Annotated in this window: 12 protein-coding genes and 1 pseudogene; all 13 read left to right on the top strand. The window is 50.2% G+C overall.

Annotation, left to right across the window (positions count from 1 at the left end):
• Window positions 1-17 precede the first annotated feature (17 nt).
• The 13 genes and pseudogenes from BJP58_RS30680 (at window position 18) to BJP58_RS30740 (ending at window position 16,790) form a co-directional block, all read left to right on the top strand.
• Window positions 18-1,873: pseudogene (locus BJP58_RS30680) on the top strand (cache domain-containing sensor histidine kinase).
• On the top strand, window positions 1,851-2,636 hold the full coding sequence (locus BJP58_RS30685; protein ID WP_194541850.1) for a response regulator transcription factor: 786 nt from the start codon (window positions 1,851-1,853) through the stop codon (window positions 2,634-2,636). Before BJP58_RS30680 ends, BJP58_RS30685 begins: the two are co-directional and overlap by 23 nt.
• Window positions 2,637-2,734: 98 nt before the next feature.
• Window positions 2,735-4,375: a beta-N-acetylhexosaminidase gene (nagZ, locus tag BJP58_RS30690; RefSeq protein WP_194545120.1), complete on the top strand. Its 1,641-nt coding sequence runs from the start codon at window positions 2,735-2,737 to the stop codon at window positions 4,373-4,375.
• A gap of 155 nt (window positions 4,376-4,530) precedes the next feature.
• Window positions 4,531-7,269, top strand: coding sequence for a stalk domain-containing protein (locus BJP58_RS30695; RefSeq protein WP_194541851.1), 2,739 nt, complete (start codon window positions 4,531-4,533; stop codon window positions 7,267-7,269).
• 230 nt (window positions 7,270-7,499) lie between these two features.
• The gene (locus tag BJP58_RS30700; RefSeq protein WP_194541852.1) at window positions 7,500-7,970 is read left to right on the top strand and encodes a Fur family transcriptional regulator; all 471 of its coding nucleotides are present in this window, start codon (window positions 7,500-7,502) and stop codon (window positions 7,968-7,970) included.
• A complete protein-coding gene (yidD, locus tag BJP58_RS30705; RefSeq protein WP_194541853.1) occupies window positions 7,967-8,224 on the top strand; it encodes a membrane protein insertion efficiency factor YidD in 258 nt (85 codons plus the stop codon). Before BJP58_RS30700 ends, yidD begins: the two co-directional genes overlap by 4 nt.
• A 475-nt stretch (window positions 8,225-8,699) precedes the next feature.
• The gene (metG, locus tag BJP58_RS30710) at window positions 8,700-10,688 is read left to right on the top strand and encodes a methionine--tRNA ligase (RefSeq protein WP_194541854.1); all 1,989 of its coding nucleotides are present in this window, start codon (window positions 8,700-8,702) and stop codon (window positions 10,686-10,688) included.
• A gap of 210 nt (window positions 10,689-10,898) precedes the next feature.
• Window positions 10,899-12,101, top strand: coding sequence for a metal ABC transporter solute-binding protein, Zn/Mn family (locus tag BJP58_RS30715; protein ID WP_194541855.1), 1,203 nt, complete (start codon window positions 10,899-10,901; stop codon window positions 12,099-12,101).
• A 101-nt stretch (window positions 12,102-12,202) separates the two neighbouring features.
• Entirely contained in the window at window positions 12,203-12,952 is a 750-nt protein-coding gene (locus BJP58_RS30720; protein WP_071223831.1) for a metal ABC transporter ATP-binding protein, read from the top strand.
• A 46-nt stretch (window positions 12,953-12,998) separates the two neighbouring features.
• Entirely contained in the window at window positions 12,999-13,805 is an 807-nt protein-coding gene (locus BJP58_RS30725; protein ID WP_194545121.1) for a metal ABC transporter permease, read from the top strand.
• 17 nt (window positions 13,806-13,822) lie between these two features.
• Window positions 13,823-14,536: a cytochrome c biogenesis CcdA family protein gene (locus BJP58_RS30730; RefSeq protein ID WP_194541856.1), complete on the top strand. Its 714-nt coding sequence runs from the start codon at window positions 13,823-13,825 to the stop codon at window positions 14,534-14,536.
• A gap of 152 nt (window positions 14,537-14,688) precedes the next feature.
• Window positions 14,689-15,114, top strand: coding sequence for a transcriptional regulator MntR (gene mntR, locus BJP58_RS30735; RefSeq protein WP_009591262.1), 426 nt, complete (start codon window positions 14,689-14,691; stop codon window positions 15,112-15,114).
• Window positions 15,115-15,230: 116 nt separating this feature from the next.
• The gene (locus BJP58_RS30740; protein ID WP_194541857.1) at window positions 15,231-16,790 is read left to right on the top strand and encodes a family 10 glycosylhydrolase; all 1,560 of its coding nucleotides are present in this window, start codon (window positions 15,231-15,233) and stop codon (window positions 16,788-16,790) included.
• Window positions 16,791-16,838 lie beyond the last annotated feature (48 nt).

Raw genomic sequence — 16,838 nt, forward strand, 5'->3', positions numbered from 1 at the left:
GGAGCAGGAGCATGCGTATGAATTTGCGGAACAAACTATTCACGGCCTTTTTGGGGCTTATTATTATTCCGTTATTTGTGCTGGGCCTATTTACATTCTTTATTACGTACAATTCGATTGAGAAAAAGTACAGCCAGCAGGCTGAATATTCGCTAAAAGCGATCAGCTACAGCATTCTGAGCGTGTTCAAGGAGATGGAGTATGTCACGGATAACGGGATTGCCACCTCCGTCTTTGCCATGGCGCTGAATGCCAAGAATCCCGATGATCAAAACCTGATTAAGGAATCCAATGCGGAACAGCTGAAACTGAACGACAGACAGCGAAACTTTCGGAATCTACTATACAATCACCCAGCCATCAGTTATGCGTTTTTATATCATTTCAATAAAGAGTCATCGCCGATTCCGATATTCAGTAAAGAGGATTTCAGAACACTGCCCTATGAGCAGTTTAAGAACAGTCCTTTATACGAAGAGGTTGTGCAGCTTAACGGAATCCCCAAATGGCTGGCTCCGCACGAATTTCCGGAATTGACGGGGCGGAGCCGGTATTTACCCAGATCAGGCTGATTAAGGACGTGACGACACTCCGCAAGCTGGGGATCCTGGTCGTCCAGATCAAGAGGTGGGAGTTTGAAGAAATTTTCCGTCATCTGACGCTGCCTAACAATCTGCAGAATACATCGTTTATGTTGGTCAACAATGAAGGCTTCATTTTATTTGATCCAAATAACGATATGGATGGCCAAAATATTAGTCAATATATGAAGCGTGACGTTGAATTTAAGCAAGGCTACCAAAGTTTTAAAGCCAAGTTTAACGGTAAGGAGAATATTGTCTCCATCTATCATCTGAATGATTACGGCTGGAATCTCGTCTCGGTGACCAGCTGGAACTCGCTCTCACAAGAAGTGACTTCTTTTGCCAAGTGGTTCTTCGTCATTATGGGCCTCTGTCTGGTTACGGCGATTGTGTTCAACCGCCTGTTCATGAATCGGATTACCGGGACGATCGCAGTCATCGTACGGTTTATGCGCCGCGTGGAAGATGGGGATTTGAATGCGAGAGTTGAAGAGAAGGGAGAGGATGAGCTGCTGCTGCTGTCGAAAGGGTTCAACAATTTGATGAACCGGATCAACAATCTGTTTGCGCAGATCAAAAAGGAGCAGAGGCAGAAGACCGACGCGGAGATGCGTGTGCTGCAAGCGCAGATTAAGCCGCACTTCCTCTTTAACACCTTGGAATCGATCAACGTTCTCGCTGTACAGAATGAAGGACGCAAGGTCAGCGAAATGGTATACCGGCTTGCCAGCATCTTGCGGATCAGTATACAGGAGAAGGAAGAAATTACGCTGGATGAAGAAATCAAGCACTTGCAGAGCTACCTTGAAATCCAGAAGTTTCGGTTCGAGGACCTGTTCGAATACGAGATTGACGTGCCGAAAGAGCTTATGCACAGCCGCATCTTGAAGCTGACGCTGCAGCCGCTGGTTGAGAACAGCATACAGCATGGCTTTGAAGGGATTTCTTATACAGGATGGATACGCATCTCTGCATGGAAGGAACTCGGTAATGTCATCATTCGGGTAGAGGATAACGGGCTCGGCATGACCTCAGAGCAGTTGTCCATGTTTGAATATATGGTGTCCGAGGATAACGGATCGGAACAGACGACGATGCAGAATCTCAAAGTGAACCAGGAACGACGGGGACTTGGACTGCGGAGCGTGGCTGACCGGCTTCGCATTCAGTACGGGGATTATTACGGTCTATTCATATGCTCAAGCCGCCCCGGCGGCACCGTTATACAATGCGTCATACCCAATTATGACAGGGGGGAAGGGCAGCATGTTGAAGGCATTATTAGTTGACGATGAGGCTCCAATCCTGAACAATCTCAGCAAGGTTCTGCCTTGGGAAGAGATGGGCATGAAGGTTGTCGGACTTGCCCGAAGCGGGATGGAAGCACTTGAAGTAGCGGATCAGTATAACCCGGATCTGATTCTGTGTGATATCCGGATGCCCGTCATGGACGGACTGACCTTTATTACGAAGATTCGGGAGAAAGGAAGCCGGGCGGAAATTTTTTTGTTAACGGGATATCAGGAGTTTGAATATGCCCGGGAAGCAATTAAGCTTGGCGTCAAGGATTATATCAGCAAGCCGATTCATTACGGTGAGCTTGAAATGAAGATTCGAGAGATCGGGGAGGAGATCCGCAAGAAGAGGGCGAAAGAGAAGTATTACAATACCGTTTCGCTAATCGATGAGGCTCCGAATCCTGAAGCGGTTAAGAAAACGCCGGAGCAATTGGTAACGTCTGCTCTGGAGTATATCAATACCCATATGGGACAGGATTTGGGGATTGAGGAGCTTTCGGAGCATTTAGGGATCAGCTCCAGTTACTTCTGTTTATTGTTCAAGAACCATGTCGGGCTTACCTTCGTGGAGTACTTGACGAGACAGCGGATGGAGGCGGCCAAGTTCCTGTTAGTGAACAGCGACAAGAACATTGCGCAGATCGGCTCTTTTGTCGGTTATCATGAGCGTCGGTATTTTACCAAGGTATTTCAAAAAGCCACCGGCATGACGCCATCCGAATTCCGGGAAATGTCCGGAGAGGCAACGGTATAGGTTTTGATAGGGCCCATGCAGGCTGCTACAGTCATCGCTAGATTAACCCGCTTGGCTTGCAAAGTCCTTTAAATGGATAGAAAGTAGGTATGAGATCAATGAAATGGACGGCAGCAGATTTATCGTTAGAACAAAAGGTAGGACAAATGTTTATATGCGGCTTCAACGCCTTGACGCCGAATGAGCACGCCAAAATACTGATCGAACAATATCAGGTCGGGGGCATCTGCTATTTTCGCCGGAACGTGAAAACGCTGCCTCAGCTTGCCGAACTGTCAGAGTCCTTGCAGCAGCTCGCATCGGACCGCCAAAAGTTCCCGCTTCTGATCTCAATAGATCAGGAGGGCGGTATGGTTGCCCGGATTGATCATGAAGGCATCAGCCGCATTCCGGGAAATATGGCGCTTGGAGCAGCGGGCAGCGCGCAGGATTCGTACAGGGTAGCGCAAATCGGGGCGCGCGAATTGCGTTCACTCGGCGTGAACATGAATTTCGCTCCTTGCCTCGACGTGAACAACAATCCTCGTAATCCGGTCATCGGCGTGCGTTCCTTCGGCGAAGATCCCCAAGCTGTTGCCGCGCTTGGGGCTGCGGCCATTAAGGGATATCAGGAAGAAGGCGTGTCCGCTACGGCCAAGCACTTCCCGGGACATGGCGATACGAGCGTCGATTCACATCTCGGGCGGGCTTCTGTACCGCATGATCTGGAACGGCTCCGTAGCGTGGAATTGTATCCGTTCGCGCAAGCGATCCGGGACGGTGTGGACGCCATTATGACGGCTCACGTCAGTTTCCCGGCGATAGAGCCGAGTGATCTGCCGGCAACGCTTTCTCATGCCGTGTTAACGGGTTTGCTGAGGGAAGAGATGGGGTTTGAAGGGCTGATCATAACGGACTGCCTTGAGATGCATGCGATCTCCAAAGAGTACGGGATTCCGGAGGGCGCGATACGCGCGATCACAGCGGGTGCGGACTGCGTACTGGTCAGCCACAATCTATCCGAGCAGACGGCGGCGATTACGGCCGTCATTGAAGCTGTCCGCAGCGGAAGGCTTTCAGAGAATCTGATCGATACGGCTGTAGAGCGGATATTGGCGCTTAAGCAGCGTAATGCGATGCTCGCAGAGGAGCTTCCGGTCTACCCGATTGGCGAGGTGGCGGAAGAGACCAAACAATTGCTGGCTCAAATCGCAGGCAGAGGCATCACGCTGGTGAAAGACGAAGGGCAGCTGCCTCTTAAGCCGGCGCAGGCTGTGGCCGTGATCTGGCCGGAACTGCTTTCGGCAACCCAGGTTGATGAAGCATGGAGCATGAGCTATACCTTGGGGGATGCCTTAAGATGTTACGGGGTTCCGGCAGACGATCTGCGTGTCGGAACCGATATGTCCGATGAAGAGGTCGAGCAGGCCGTTAAGGCAGCCGAAGGATATAAACAGATTGTGGTAGCCACGTACACTTCCGAGAGCCGTCTTCCCGCCGGCCAGCAGAAGCTGGTGAACAAGCTGGCTGAACTTGAGGATGTGGCCCTTGTTATCGTCGCTACCCGTAATCCTTATGATATCAATGATCTTCCCCCGGTTCCGACGTATTTGTGCAGCTACGAGAACACGCCTTATTATATGAATGCGACCGCGGGCGTCTTGATAGGACAGGTTAAACCGGAGGGTAAGCTCCCGGTAGGGATCAGCGAGGCTTATCCGCTAGGTTGGAGCGGTAATCAGGACTATGTCAACAATTGAATAAGGGTTGCTCAAACCGGAGTCTTCCTACCCAGGAATGCTCCGGTTTTCCTATTTTCCAGCCATTTCTGAGCAACTTTTCGGGAAACTTCGCGTCTAATAGTATGTCCAATAGAGGCAGACAGACTATACTGAGTGTTTTAAAGGAGTAGAGAATGAATTTCAAGAGAATCTCGATGATTACAGTCCTTGCCGCGGCACAGGTATCCATGGCATTTCCCGCGGCAGCTGAATCACCGGATATTACAGCTCCGGCGCTAAATAGCCAATCAGCGCTGCAGTCCCCGGTGGAAGGACAAAGCCAGCAGAGTGGAGAACAACAGACGGACATGCAGCAAGCGGAGGAAACATCGGCAACGCCAAAGGAAACACCTTCTGATTCAGTTGAAGGCACGATTAGCGATCCGAATGCCGAACCTTCTGCCCCAAATGAACAGCAGGAGCAGGAGGACACGGATAGCGATCCTTCCGATAATGAGGTATCAGAGAACGAAGAGGGCAGCCCATCCGGAGACAAGCCCGAAGTCAGCACTTCCCATGTTTCGGCTAACGAACTTGTGCTGCTGATGAACAGCAATGTGATGTACCATAACGGCAAGAAATACAAAGCGGGTCAGCCGATGGCTGTGAAGCAAGGGGTATCCTATGTCGCCATTCGCGCCATGGTTGAACGTGCAGGACTGAAGCTGTCTTACGATAACAAAACGAAGGAAACCATCATCCTTAAGGATGGCAATGAACTTCGGTTTACGACAGGAAGCAGCAATTATAAGGTCAACGGACAGGTACGCCCAATGAAAGGCCCTGCTTACCAGAGCAGCAATGTGTTTATGGTTCCGTTAACCGCGATCACGCAAGCCCTTGATATTCCATACCGGGTAAACCAGCCCGAGAAAAAGGTTATTCTTGATTTATCCGGTATGGGCAGCGGCAACGGTAACGGCCAACAGCCAGGCGGAAATAACGGCGGGGGATCTGGCAGCGAGGTTCCGAACATACCGAACCTGGGTCCGAATGACCTCATCCTGATGATGAACAGCAACAAGATGTATCAGAACGGGAAAGCTTATACGGCAGGTCAGCCAATGGCAGTCAAGAATGGCGTATCCTATGTTGCCATTCGCTCCCTCGTTGATCGTGTCGGCCTGAAGCTGACCTATGACGGAAAGACAAAGGAAACGATTATTATCCGCGGTAACGATGAGCTTCGTTTTAAGACGAACAGCAGCGTATACACCGTGAACGGGGTCAGAAAATCAATGAAGGGACCGGCTTATCAGTCCAACAATACATTCATGGTGCCGCTGACCAGCATTACGCAGGCGCTGGACATTAGTTATCGGGTGGACCAGCCGAACAAACGGGTTATCCTTAGCCTGAGCTCAAAGCCGGTAGCTTCCTTCACGGTGCAGCCTGGCGAGATTCTTGCCGGACAAACAACGGTTACGTATAAGACGAATGCCTATTCTCCGACGGGACTGGCTATTGTTGACGAGCATTGGGAAGGCCGGGAAGAGATTTTTGACGAACCCGGCGTGCATACGGTTTCCTACTCGGTACAGGATTCCAGCGGGGAGTGGAGCGACCCGTATATATTGAGCATTCAAGTATCCGCACCGAATACGCCCCCTGTTGCCATGTTCGAAACGGACAAACAGGAATATAAGATCGGTGAGAAAATAACGTACATGAATATGAGTTATGACAACGATCCTGGCGATGAGCTTACGTATAAGTGGGAAAACAACGATCAGGCCTTTTTTACGGCAGGAACGCATAAGGTGCTGCTCATTGTTACCGATAAACATGGAGCGACCAGCTCATACGAGAAGATCATCAACGTAACGAGTGAAGTGTTGTATACGCGCGATCAATTCAATCAATTATTTACGGGCATCGGCGACAAATACACCTTTGACGGATCAGCTGTGCCGACATGGAAACTGATGCCGATTACGAGAAGCTCCGAACCGTATCTGTTGATTCGCAGCAACTCTCCGGAAACCGTCTATCAAGAGGGGATTGTCTACCGTGAGGTCGGCAATGCCAGCACGCGATTCATGATTCACCACTTGAACGCTACCGGGAAGAATATGAAGATGTATGTCGTCGCTACCAACATCAACACGATGACGGCGCGTCTGACCACCGAGTATACCGGTTTGGGCGGTCCGATCAATATCCCGACAGCCACGGGTAAAGCGGCTGTCCAGCGTTACCTCGAGTCCATGCAGTCAGCGGATGCATTCAAGACGATCTCGCTCGCCCCTGGGGAAAGCCGGATCATTTTGCAAGACTTGAGCGCGCAAACCTTGAAGAATCAGCAGGTGCTCTCCATGTTTGCTGATCTCTATTCGGACTCGCCGATCCGTTATGATGTCATCATGATTGATGAAGCCAAGGATCCGATTCAAAAGCTGCCTTACCTGAAACTCCATCCGAGCGATGGCGTGCATAACCGGGGAACGTATCCGGACTCGACGCGGATCATTGAATCCTATGACTTGGTTGGCGACACGCCTACCCGTCTCGCGCTCGGCGACAAGACAAACGATCCGAATCTGGAAGGGTATGACGGCATTAACGGTTCATATCAATCCAATGCCGGGAACTTCGGTGTACTGTACAAAATCAAGCTGCACCGCGTAGCACCCAATACGCTGATCACGCTGAATCCGCGCGGAGGCAAGTACATGGGTGCGATGATGGTGAACGGAAATATCATTCAGACGCCGAATACAAGCGGAGGCGCTGTATCTGCGCCGAATGAAGCTGCCGTTCTCTATCGTACGGGGAATTACGAGCAGACCGTGGAAATCCTGTTTACGGCGGCACCGGGAAGCAGTCTGCCAATCAACATCCTGCTCCAGCCGCTTCCGCAATTAAAGAACTAAATCCATTCATCATGTATAGCAACGGGACAGCCTTCTTAGCCAGAACATGGTTAGGGCTGTCCTTTTTGTTGGTTCTTGCTGAGGGATCATGTCATATCCCAGGCATCTATTTTCCACTGGCGGGTACCTTGCAGGCGTTTAGCCTATACAGAACCGCTTTCATTGACGCTGTCTTATTTTTCAGGCATTATAAGAAGAGAGTATCTTCAAGTAGAGGAGGTTACCTCCGTATGCTTACGACGGAACAGATCATCGACGCCATGTCGGAACATGGGCTGCGCATTACTGATCAGCGCAAGACACTTGCCAAATTGTTTGGGGAACATCCTGGATATTTGACGGCCAAGGATGTGTACGAATATATGGGCCGGAAGTACAGCGGTTTGAGCTTCGATACGGTCTATCGGAATCTTCGGGTATTGTACGAGCTTGGCGTATTGGAGCAGGTTGTGTTCGAGGAAGGCATCAAGTTTCGAGGACGCTGCAGCGAAGAACATCACCATCATCACATGATCTGCCTGCAGTGCCAGAAGACGTACCCGATTACGTTTTGCCCGATGCAGCTGACCGATGCGCCGGATGATTTCCAGGTGGTTCAGCATAAATTCGAAGTGTTCGGCTACTGCCGGGACTGCAGCAAGGACAGTGCGGATAATGAAACTTCATCAGCCAGTGCAGGAAAGCGGGATAGCCGGGCATGAGCACAGCGCGCAGGGTGGTGAAGGTGCCGATACACTTCTATCGGAAATTCATCTCTCCGTTGAAACCGGCGACTTGCCGATTCTATCCAACCTGCTCGGCCTATGCTCTTGAAGCGATTGAGGTGCACGGCGCGCTCAAGGGCTCCTGGCTGGCGGCCAAGCGAATAGCAAGATGCCATCCGTTTCATCCAGGCGGCATTGATATGGTTCCGCCGCGCAAGGATAAGATGTCGTCTTCATGGACAGAGAAATAGCGTTTTTTGGGGTATCCTAGCGGATACGAAACGGAATGCATCCTGTCTTATAGGTCATAGCCATTCGACGGACCGCGGCTCATCTTGACACGCCGCAGCCTGTTTGATTAAAATGTAAGAAATTATAGGTATATCCGAGGAAGAGATAAGTACGGAAAGCTTGCCTTGAACAGAGAGCCGGAGCAGCTGGAAACCGGTCTTGGCGAATTTCGGAAAATGGTCTTGGAGGATCCGCTTTTGAGCGCTGCAGTCGGGGTATGAAGGCTGCCGTAAAGGAGCGGCGTGAGCCAGCGTTAATGGACGGCCGGATGACGGCAGATGAGCCTGTTACCCGTAAGGGAACAGGGAATTTGGGTGGTAACACGTGAGAACAACTCTCGTCCCATGGGGACGGGGGTTTTTTGCTATTTACTGCTGTTTTCGTAAAGAGATTGCCTGATACAAACAATCCATTTCACGGTAAAGGAAGGTTACAATGGCAGACAAAAAGACGTTTTATATTACAACGCCAATCTATTATCCAAGTGATAAGCTGCATATCGGGCATGCTTATACTACGGTGGCCGGCGACGCGATGGCCCGCTACAAACGGCTTCGCGGATACGATGTCCGTTATTTGACGGGGACCGATGAGCACGGACAGAAGATTGAACGCAAAGCGGCGGAGGCTGGAAAAACCCCGCAGCAGTTCGTCGACGATATCGTGGCCGGCATCAAGGACCTGTGGAAGAAGCTGGACATATCGAACGAAGATTTCATTCGCACCACGGAGCAGCGCCACACCACGGTTGTACAGGAGGTATTTGAGCGTCTGCTGAAGCAGGATGACATCTACAAGGGCGAATACGAAGGCTGGTACTGTACGCCTTGTGAGTCTTTCTTCCTGGAACGTCAGCTTGTAAACGGCAACTGTCCGGACTGTGGACGACCTGTTGAGCTTGTGAAGGAAGAGAGCTACTTCTTCCGCATGAGCAAATATGTGGACCGCTTGCTCCAGTATTACGAGGAGAATCCGGATTTCATTCAGCCGGTATCCCGCAAGAATGAGATGATCAACAACTTCATTAAGCCGGGTCTTGAGGATCTGGCTGTGTCCCGTACGACCTATGAGTGGGGCGTGAAAGTGAAGAGCGATCCGAAACATGTGATCTATGTGTGGATTGACGCCCTTCTGAACTATATAACGGCACTCGGTTACGGTACAGAGGACACCAGCCTGTATGACAAATACTGGCCGGCCGACGTACACCTGATGAGTAAGGAGATCGTCCGTTTCCATACGATCTATTGGCCGATCATTCTGATGGCGCTTGATGTTCCGCTTCCGAAAAAGGTGTTTGCCCATGGCTGGCTGCTGATGAAGGACGGGAAAATGTCCAAGTCCAAGGGGAATGTGGTTGATCCGGTTACGATGATTGACCGGTATGGTCTTGATGCGCTTCGTTATTACCTGCTGCGTGAAGTTCCATTCGGAGCGGACGGCACCTTTACGCCGGAAAGCTTCGTGGAACGGGTGAACTCCGACCTGGCCAATGACTTGGGTAACTTGTTGAACCGTACCGTGGCCATGGTCGATAAATATTTTGACGGAGTCGTTCCGGCGTTCTCCGCCGGCGTAACGCCGTTTGATGCAGCGATCGAGGAAGCGGCTAAGTCGGTTTATGAGAAAGTCGAAACCGCTATGGAAAATATGGAATTTTCCGTTGCGCTGACGGCCATCAGTCAGTTTGTCAGCCGCAGCAACAAATATATTGATGAGACCCAGCCTTGGACACTGGCCAAAGACGAGAACAAACGGAATGAGCTGGCATCGGTCATGAGTCACTTGGTGGAGACGCTCCGCGTAGCATCAATCCTGCTTCAGCCGTTCCTGACCCGAACACCGAAGAAAATGTGGGATCAGCTTGGCCTGGCGGAAGGCGAATGGACGACTTGGGAGAGCGGACGCCAGTTCGGAGCTATACCGGCTGGAACGAAGCTTCAAAAAGGCGAGCCGATATTCCCTCGCCTGGATACAGAGCAGGAAGTGGCATACATTGCCGAGGCGATGACAGGCGGTACGAAGGTCACTCAGGAAGAGACTTCGAGCCCAGCAGCAGATTCGCCGGCCGAGAGCTCGGCGGAGCCTGTAGAGCTTAAAGAGGAAATCGGCATTGAGGATTTTGCCAAGGTCGAGCTGCGCGTAGCGCAGGTGATTGCAGCCGAGCCAGTGAAGAAAGCGGACAAGCTGCTTAAGCTGCAGCTTGACCTCGGATTCGAGCAGCGGCAAGTGGTATCCGGCATAGCGAAGTTTTACACGCCGGAGGAATTGGTTGGACGGAAAGTGATTTGCGTAACGAACCTGAAACCGGTGAAGCTTAGAGGCGAAATGTCGCAAGGCATGATTCTGGCCGCATCCCACGGCGATCAGCTGACGCTTGCAACCGTACCGGACGGCATGCCTAACGGCGCAGTTGTCAAATAAAATGCTCTCTCATTGAATTAAGTCGCGATAGACGGTGTACCCTGTTAAAGGGTACGCCGTTATTTTTTCTTTTAATACGGAGGATATAACATCTCTATTGAAAATTAATAGTAATTCTTACGATTTGGTTGACAACGAGGTTGCCTGCTTTTATAATCTTGTTAGTAAAGATTACGATTAATTGATCGGAGCGGATATGGGGAGATGAACATGAACAAGAGAAATAGAGAGAACAAACTTACCGGTTGGACCTGGAGTGTAACCTCTATCTTATTGGCGGTACTCATCCTGTCGGGATGCGGAAGTAAATCCGGCGGCAGCATTGTAGAGGGCAAGGTAAACGTCATTACGACCTTTTATCCAATATATGAATTTACGAAGGAGATTGGCGGGGATGACGCCAATGTCGTAAATCTTCTGCCAACGGGCGTGGAGCCGCATGATTGGACACCGCGCAGCCAGGATATCGTGAATACTTCCAAGGCCCAGCTGTTTCTCTATAACGGTGCCGGGCTGGAAGGCTGGGTACCAGGATTTTTGAAGGGACTTGATAAAGACACGCAAGTCAAGCCGGTTGAAGTCAGTCACGGCATCCAGCTGATTGATGCTGTGGGAGACGATGGTCATGGACACGGGGAAGCAGCCCACGAAGAGGAACATGATCACAGCCATGAAGAAGGTGCCGAAGCGGAGCACGATCACAGCCATGAAGAAGGTGCCGAAGCGGAGCACGATCACAGCCATGAAGAAGGTGCCGAAGCGGAGCACGATCACAGCCATGAAGAAGGTGCCGAAGCAGAGCACGACCACAGCCATGAGGAAGGCGCTGAAGAAGATCATGCTGGCCATGACCACGCAGAAGAGCCCGCCGAGACTAGCACCGACACACATCATACGGACCCGCATACATGGGTAAGCCCAAAATCCGCGCTGGTCATGGCTGAGAATATCAAGAACAGCCTTGTCGAGGTGGATCCTGAACATAAGGACGGTTACGAACAGCGCTTTGAAGCCTTGAAAGAGAAGCTGGTCAAACTGGATAACGATTTCACAAGCGAGTTGTCCAAAATGCCGAAAAAAGACATAGTCGTATCCCACCAGGCGTTCGGATATCTGTGCCGGGATTACGGTTTGACGCAGCATGCGATTATGGGGCTGTCGCCAGACGCGGAGCCCAGAGCGCAGGATATTGTGAACCTCACCAAGACGGTGAAAGAGAAGGAAGTTAAATATATTTTCTTCGAAGAGCTCGTATCGGATAAACTTGCCAAAACGCTGGCAAATGAAGCAGGCGTGGAAACCTTGGTATTGAATCCGGTGGAGGGACTGACTAAAGAGCAGGCGAGCGGCGGCGAGAATTATTTCACGCTGATGGAGAAAAATTTGCAAAATCTAACGAAGGCTTTACAATAAGGAAGATGGGGGAGCATATCCCCCTCTTCTTTCGTGTTATGAATGTTTATGATGTTCATATATTTAGATAGAAAGACTACAGAGAGAAAGGCGGCCTGGTTATGGAGCCGGCAGCACAGGATTGCCACCAACCTATTGTACAAATCAAGGATGTATCCTTTCATTACCGCGAGCAACAGGTGATCAAGGATCTCAATTTCACCATAAAAGAGCGGGACTTCGTAGGTATTGTCGGGTCGAATGGGGCAGGCAAAACGACGCTGCTCCGCATGATCGTTGGATTGCTGCCTGCCGCCGAAGGTTCTATCGAACTGTTCGGTCAGCCGATCCGTAAGTTTCAGGACTGGGAGCGAATCGGGTACGTTCCGCAGAAAAATTCGTTTAATCCGCTGTTCCCGGCCACTGTGCGTGAAGTTGTCATGTCCGGGCTATATAATCGGAAGAAAATGTTTCGCCGTTTGAACCGCCTGGACCACCAGAAATGTGAGGACGCGCTGGAAGTGATGCGCATTCAGGATATTGCCGATAAGCGGATCGGGGCTCTGTCAGGGGGACAGCAGCAGCGCGTGTTTCTCGCTCGGGCGCTCATCAATCGTCCGGATCTGCTCATACTGGACGAGCCTACGATCGGCATTGATGCCGAGACCCAGGCCGGATTCTTTGAACTGATTACCCATATGCATGCCCATCATCACATGACGTTTTTGATGGTCACCCATGATTTGGACATGGTCAAAGACTACCTGGGAGAATCGCCGGTATCGCAGAACGGGAAAATTCAGTTTTTTGTAAGGCATTCTCATGAAATCGAAAACTGCGCGGAAGTGGATTTGCAGCATTCGCTCGTATAATGGTATAGAAACAAGCTTTTTGAAGCAGGAGAAGGGGACGTTATCATTGCTTGATATTTTGTTTAGCGATTTTTTTCAGCGGGCGCTGATCGGAGGGATTCTGATCGGCATTACAGCCCCGCTTATCGGGATATTCCTCGTGCTGCGCAGGCTGTCCATGATCGGCGATACATTGTCGCACGTTACGATTGCGGGTGTGGCGCTCGGATTTCTGATCGAAGTATATCCGCTTGCCGCTGGACTTGTGTTCGCGGTGCTGGCCTCATTTGCGATTGAGAAGCTGCGAAAGGCATATAAAAGTTATGCCGAGCTGTCAATCGCCATTATTATGTCTGGCGGCGTTGCGCTTGCTTCGCTGTTTTTCACCCTAGGAATGGGCTATAATACGGATGTTATGAGTTATTTGTTCGGCAGTATCTACACGCTGGATTCCACGGATATTTATATGGTGGGCGGTGTAACCATCGTTGTCATTGCGGTTGTGGTGATGTTCTTTAAAGAGTTCTTCCTGCTCAGCTTCGAGGAGGATGCCGCCAGTGTCAGCGGACTGCCTGTCAAATGGATGAACATGATCATTACGGTACTGACGGCCCTTGTCGTAAGCACCGCCATCAAAATTGTGGGCGCACTTCTGGTATCCGCATTGTTAGTGATTCCGGTAGCGATCAGTTTACTGCTGGCAAGAAGCTTCCGAAGCTCTATCGTATTATCGGTCATCATCTCCGAAATTGCCGTAATCGGGGGATTGATGCTTGCGGGCGTATTTAATCTGGCACCCGGCGCGACCATCGTGCTGCTGCTGATCAGCCTGCTTATCATTACGCTTGTCGGCAAAAAGGGCTTTACGACATAAGGGGGTTCTGAAATAAAATGGCTGATATTAATATCGGCATCGCGTTTGCTGCCGGTTTTGCTTCTTTTATATCTCCATGCTGTTTACCGCTGTACCCGTCCTACTTATCGATTATTACAGGCATGTCGGTTAATGACTTGAAGAACGATCAGAACCGCAAGGAGGTCCGATTCCGGACCATGACGCATACACTTGCGTTCATCCTTGGGTTTTCTGCTGTTTATTATACCCTCGGTTGGGGGGCTGGCCTGTTCGGGGAGTTCTTCACGGAATATCAAGACTTGATCCGTCAGCTTTCTGCGCTGCTGATCATCGTGATGGGACTTATGCTCATTGGCATTTTCCAGCCCAAGTTTTTAATGAAGGACCGGAAATTCAATTTTAAATCCAAACCGACCGGATACATAGGAACATTTCTGTTTGGCATCGGGTTTGCTGCAGGCTGGTCGCCATGCGTCGGCCCGATTTTAACGGCCATCATCGCGCTGGCAGCTTCCGATCCGGGAACCTGGTTCCCGTTGATTACCTCGTACTCCCTGGGGTTTGCAGTGCCTTTTTTCATCCTGGCTTTTTTCATCGGCTCGACCCGCTGGATTCTCAAGTATTCAAGCACGCTGATGAAGGTCGGCGGCGTCTTGATGATATTGATGGGGGTTCTGCTCTTTACAGATCAAATGTACAAAATTACGATTTGGCTGCAAGGCATTACGCCGGAGTGGCTTAAATTTTAAAATCGAGTGGAAGACTGGTTCAATTCATAAGTCATTATTGACATAGGATTGGGCCAGGACTTGCCAACCGGTCTCCAAAACATGTATCATTACTAGTGCAGGTAAAACAGTGTTTTGCACGGGTTATGTAATTATAGAAAAGAGGGAATAAGATGCCGACACCTAGCATGGAGGATTATTTGGAGCGCATCTACAAGTTGATCGACGAAAAAGGATATGCGCGCGTTTCGGATATTGCCGAAGGCTTGGAGGTTCACCCCTCATCCGTCACGAAGATGATTCAAAAGCTGGACAAAGACGAATATTTGATCTATGAAAAATATCGCGGTTTGGTTCTGACCAGCAAAGGCAAAAAAATGGGCAAACGGCTCATGGAACGTCATCATTTGCTTGAGGAATTCCTTGAGATGATAGGTGTACAGGATGAAAATATTTATAGGGATGTTGAAGGAATCGAGCATCATTTAAGCTGGGATTCCATTACGAGAATTGAGACGCTTGTGGAGTATTTCAAGCGCGATGAGAATCGACTTCAGGATTTGCGTGACGTTCATAACGAATTAGTCAACGAATCGTAATGTGGCATCTGTCCGCTTGTGACAGATGCTTTTTTAAACTGAACCGTCATATTTCCAGTGTTATATTAATAAGTTAGATTACCTGCAAATTTCATATTTTCGGAGGATTAATAGAAATGAAGCTTCGTAGATGGTTGTTGGTGCTGATTATGTTACTATTGTGTCTCCCGTCGGTGGTCCCAACTGCGCAAGCGAAGGCAGCTCCTATCCGTATTCAGTTGGACGGCGTAACCTTAAACAGTGACGTATCTCCTTACATATTGCCGAAGGTTAATGTAACCATGGTTCCTACGCGGATTATCAGTGAAGGCCTGGGCGCTTCGGTAGCTTGGAATCAGAAGTTAAAGACCGTAACGATCGGGCTGGACGGCTCGAATCTGCAATTGACATCCGGCAGTAAAACCGCGCTTGTGAACGGCTCATCCGTAGCACTTGATGCATCGGTTGAAATTAAGAGCGGCCGGGTTATGGTTCCGCTGCGGTTTGTCAGCGAGAACCTGGGTGTGCAAGTCGAATGGAACCAAGCGGCACAGCGTATCTCGCTGACCACAGGCACGGACGTTGTTCTTCCACCACCGGTATCCAATGGGGATGAAGTCAGAGGCGCCTGGATATCCACGGTGTTCAATCTGGATTGGCCGAAAACAAAGACCAGTGCAGAACAGCAAAAGGCATCTTACATCGCCTTGCTGGATTCGCTCCAGGAAGTTGGCATCAATACCGTGTACGTGCAGGTACGTCCGGCTGGCGATGCATTGTATCCATCCACTATGGTGCCATGGTCCAAAGTGCTGACAGGCATTCAAGGAGCAGATCCGGGGTATGATCCGGTAGCTTTCATGGTGGAGGAAACGCATAAACGGAATATGGAGTTCCACGCATGGTTTAATCCTTTCCGGGCCAATACCGATATTTTGACGGCATCGCTCGATCCATCCCATGTTGCGCTTAGCCACCCGGATTGGATCGTGAACACAGGCAAGCAGCTGTACATCAATCCAGGGATCCCGGAAGCTCGTCAGCATATCATCGATACCATTATGGAGGTCGTGAACGGATACGATATTGACGGTATTCACCTGGATGATTACTTCTACCCATCGAATACGGTCTTCAAAGATGATGCGGCATACCGCCAATACAATCAAGGTGCTTACGCAAACCTCGCAGATTGGCGTCGCGGAAACATCAATGCATTTGTGCAATCGCTCGGTGAGAATATTCACCGTGTGAAACCGGACGTTGAATACGGAATCAGTCCTTTCGGCGTATGGCGTAACCAGTCCGTGGATAAGACGGGATCGGATACGAAAGCCGGCGTGACGGCTTATGACAGCATGTATGCTGATGTGAGGGCCTGGATCCAGAACGGCTGGATCGATTACGTGGCTCCGCAAATCTATTGGAGCATGAGTAATCCGGCCGCCGACTATGATAAGCTGGTGGACTGGTGGGCCGGCGAAGTACAAGGAACCGGCGTAGATCTCCTGATCGGGCATGCCCCCTACAAATTGGGAACCAGCGAAATCGGTTGGCAGAGCGCATCGGAGATCATCAATCAATTGAAGTACAATCAGAATTATGCCGAGGTTAAAGGCAGCATTTTCTTTAGAGCAGAGAATATTTTAAGTAATCCGTTAGGCATTAAAGATCAATTGCAATCATATTATAGATGAATCGGCACGTCCCATAGGTATGAAACATCCCCCGCGCTCATACATAGT

The organism is Paenibacillus sp. JZ16 (genome assembly GCF_015326965.1).
Classification (GTDB): Bacteria; Bacillota; Bacilli; order Paenibacillales; family Paenibacillaceae; genus Paenibacillus_AQ.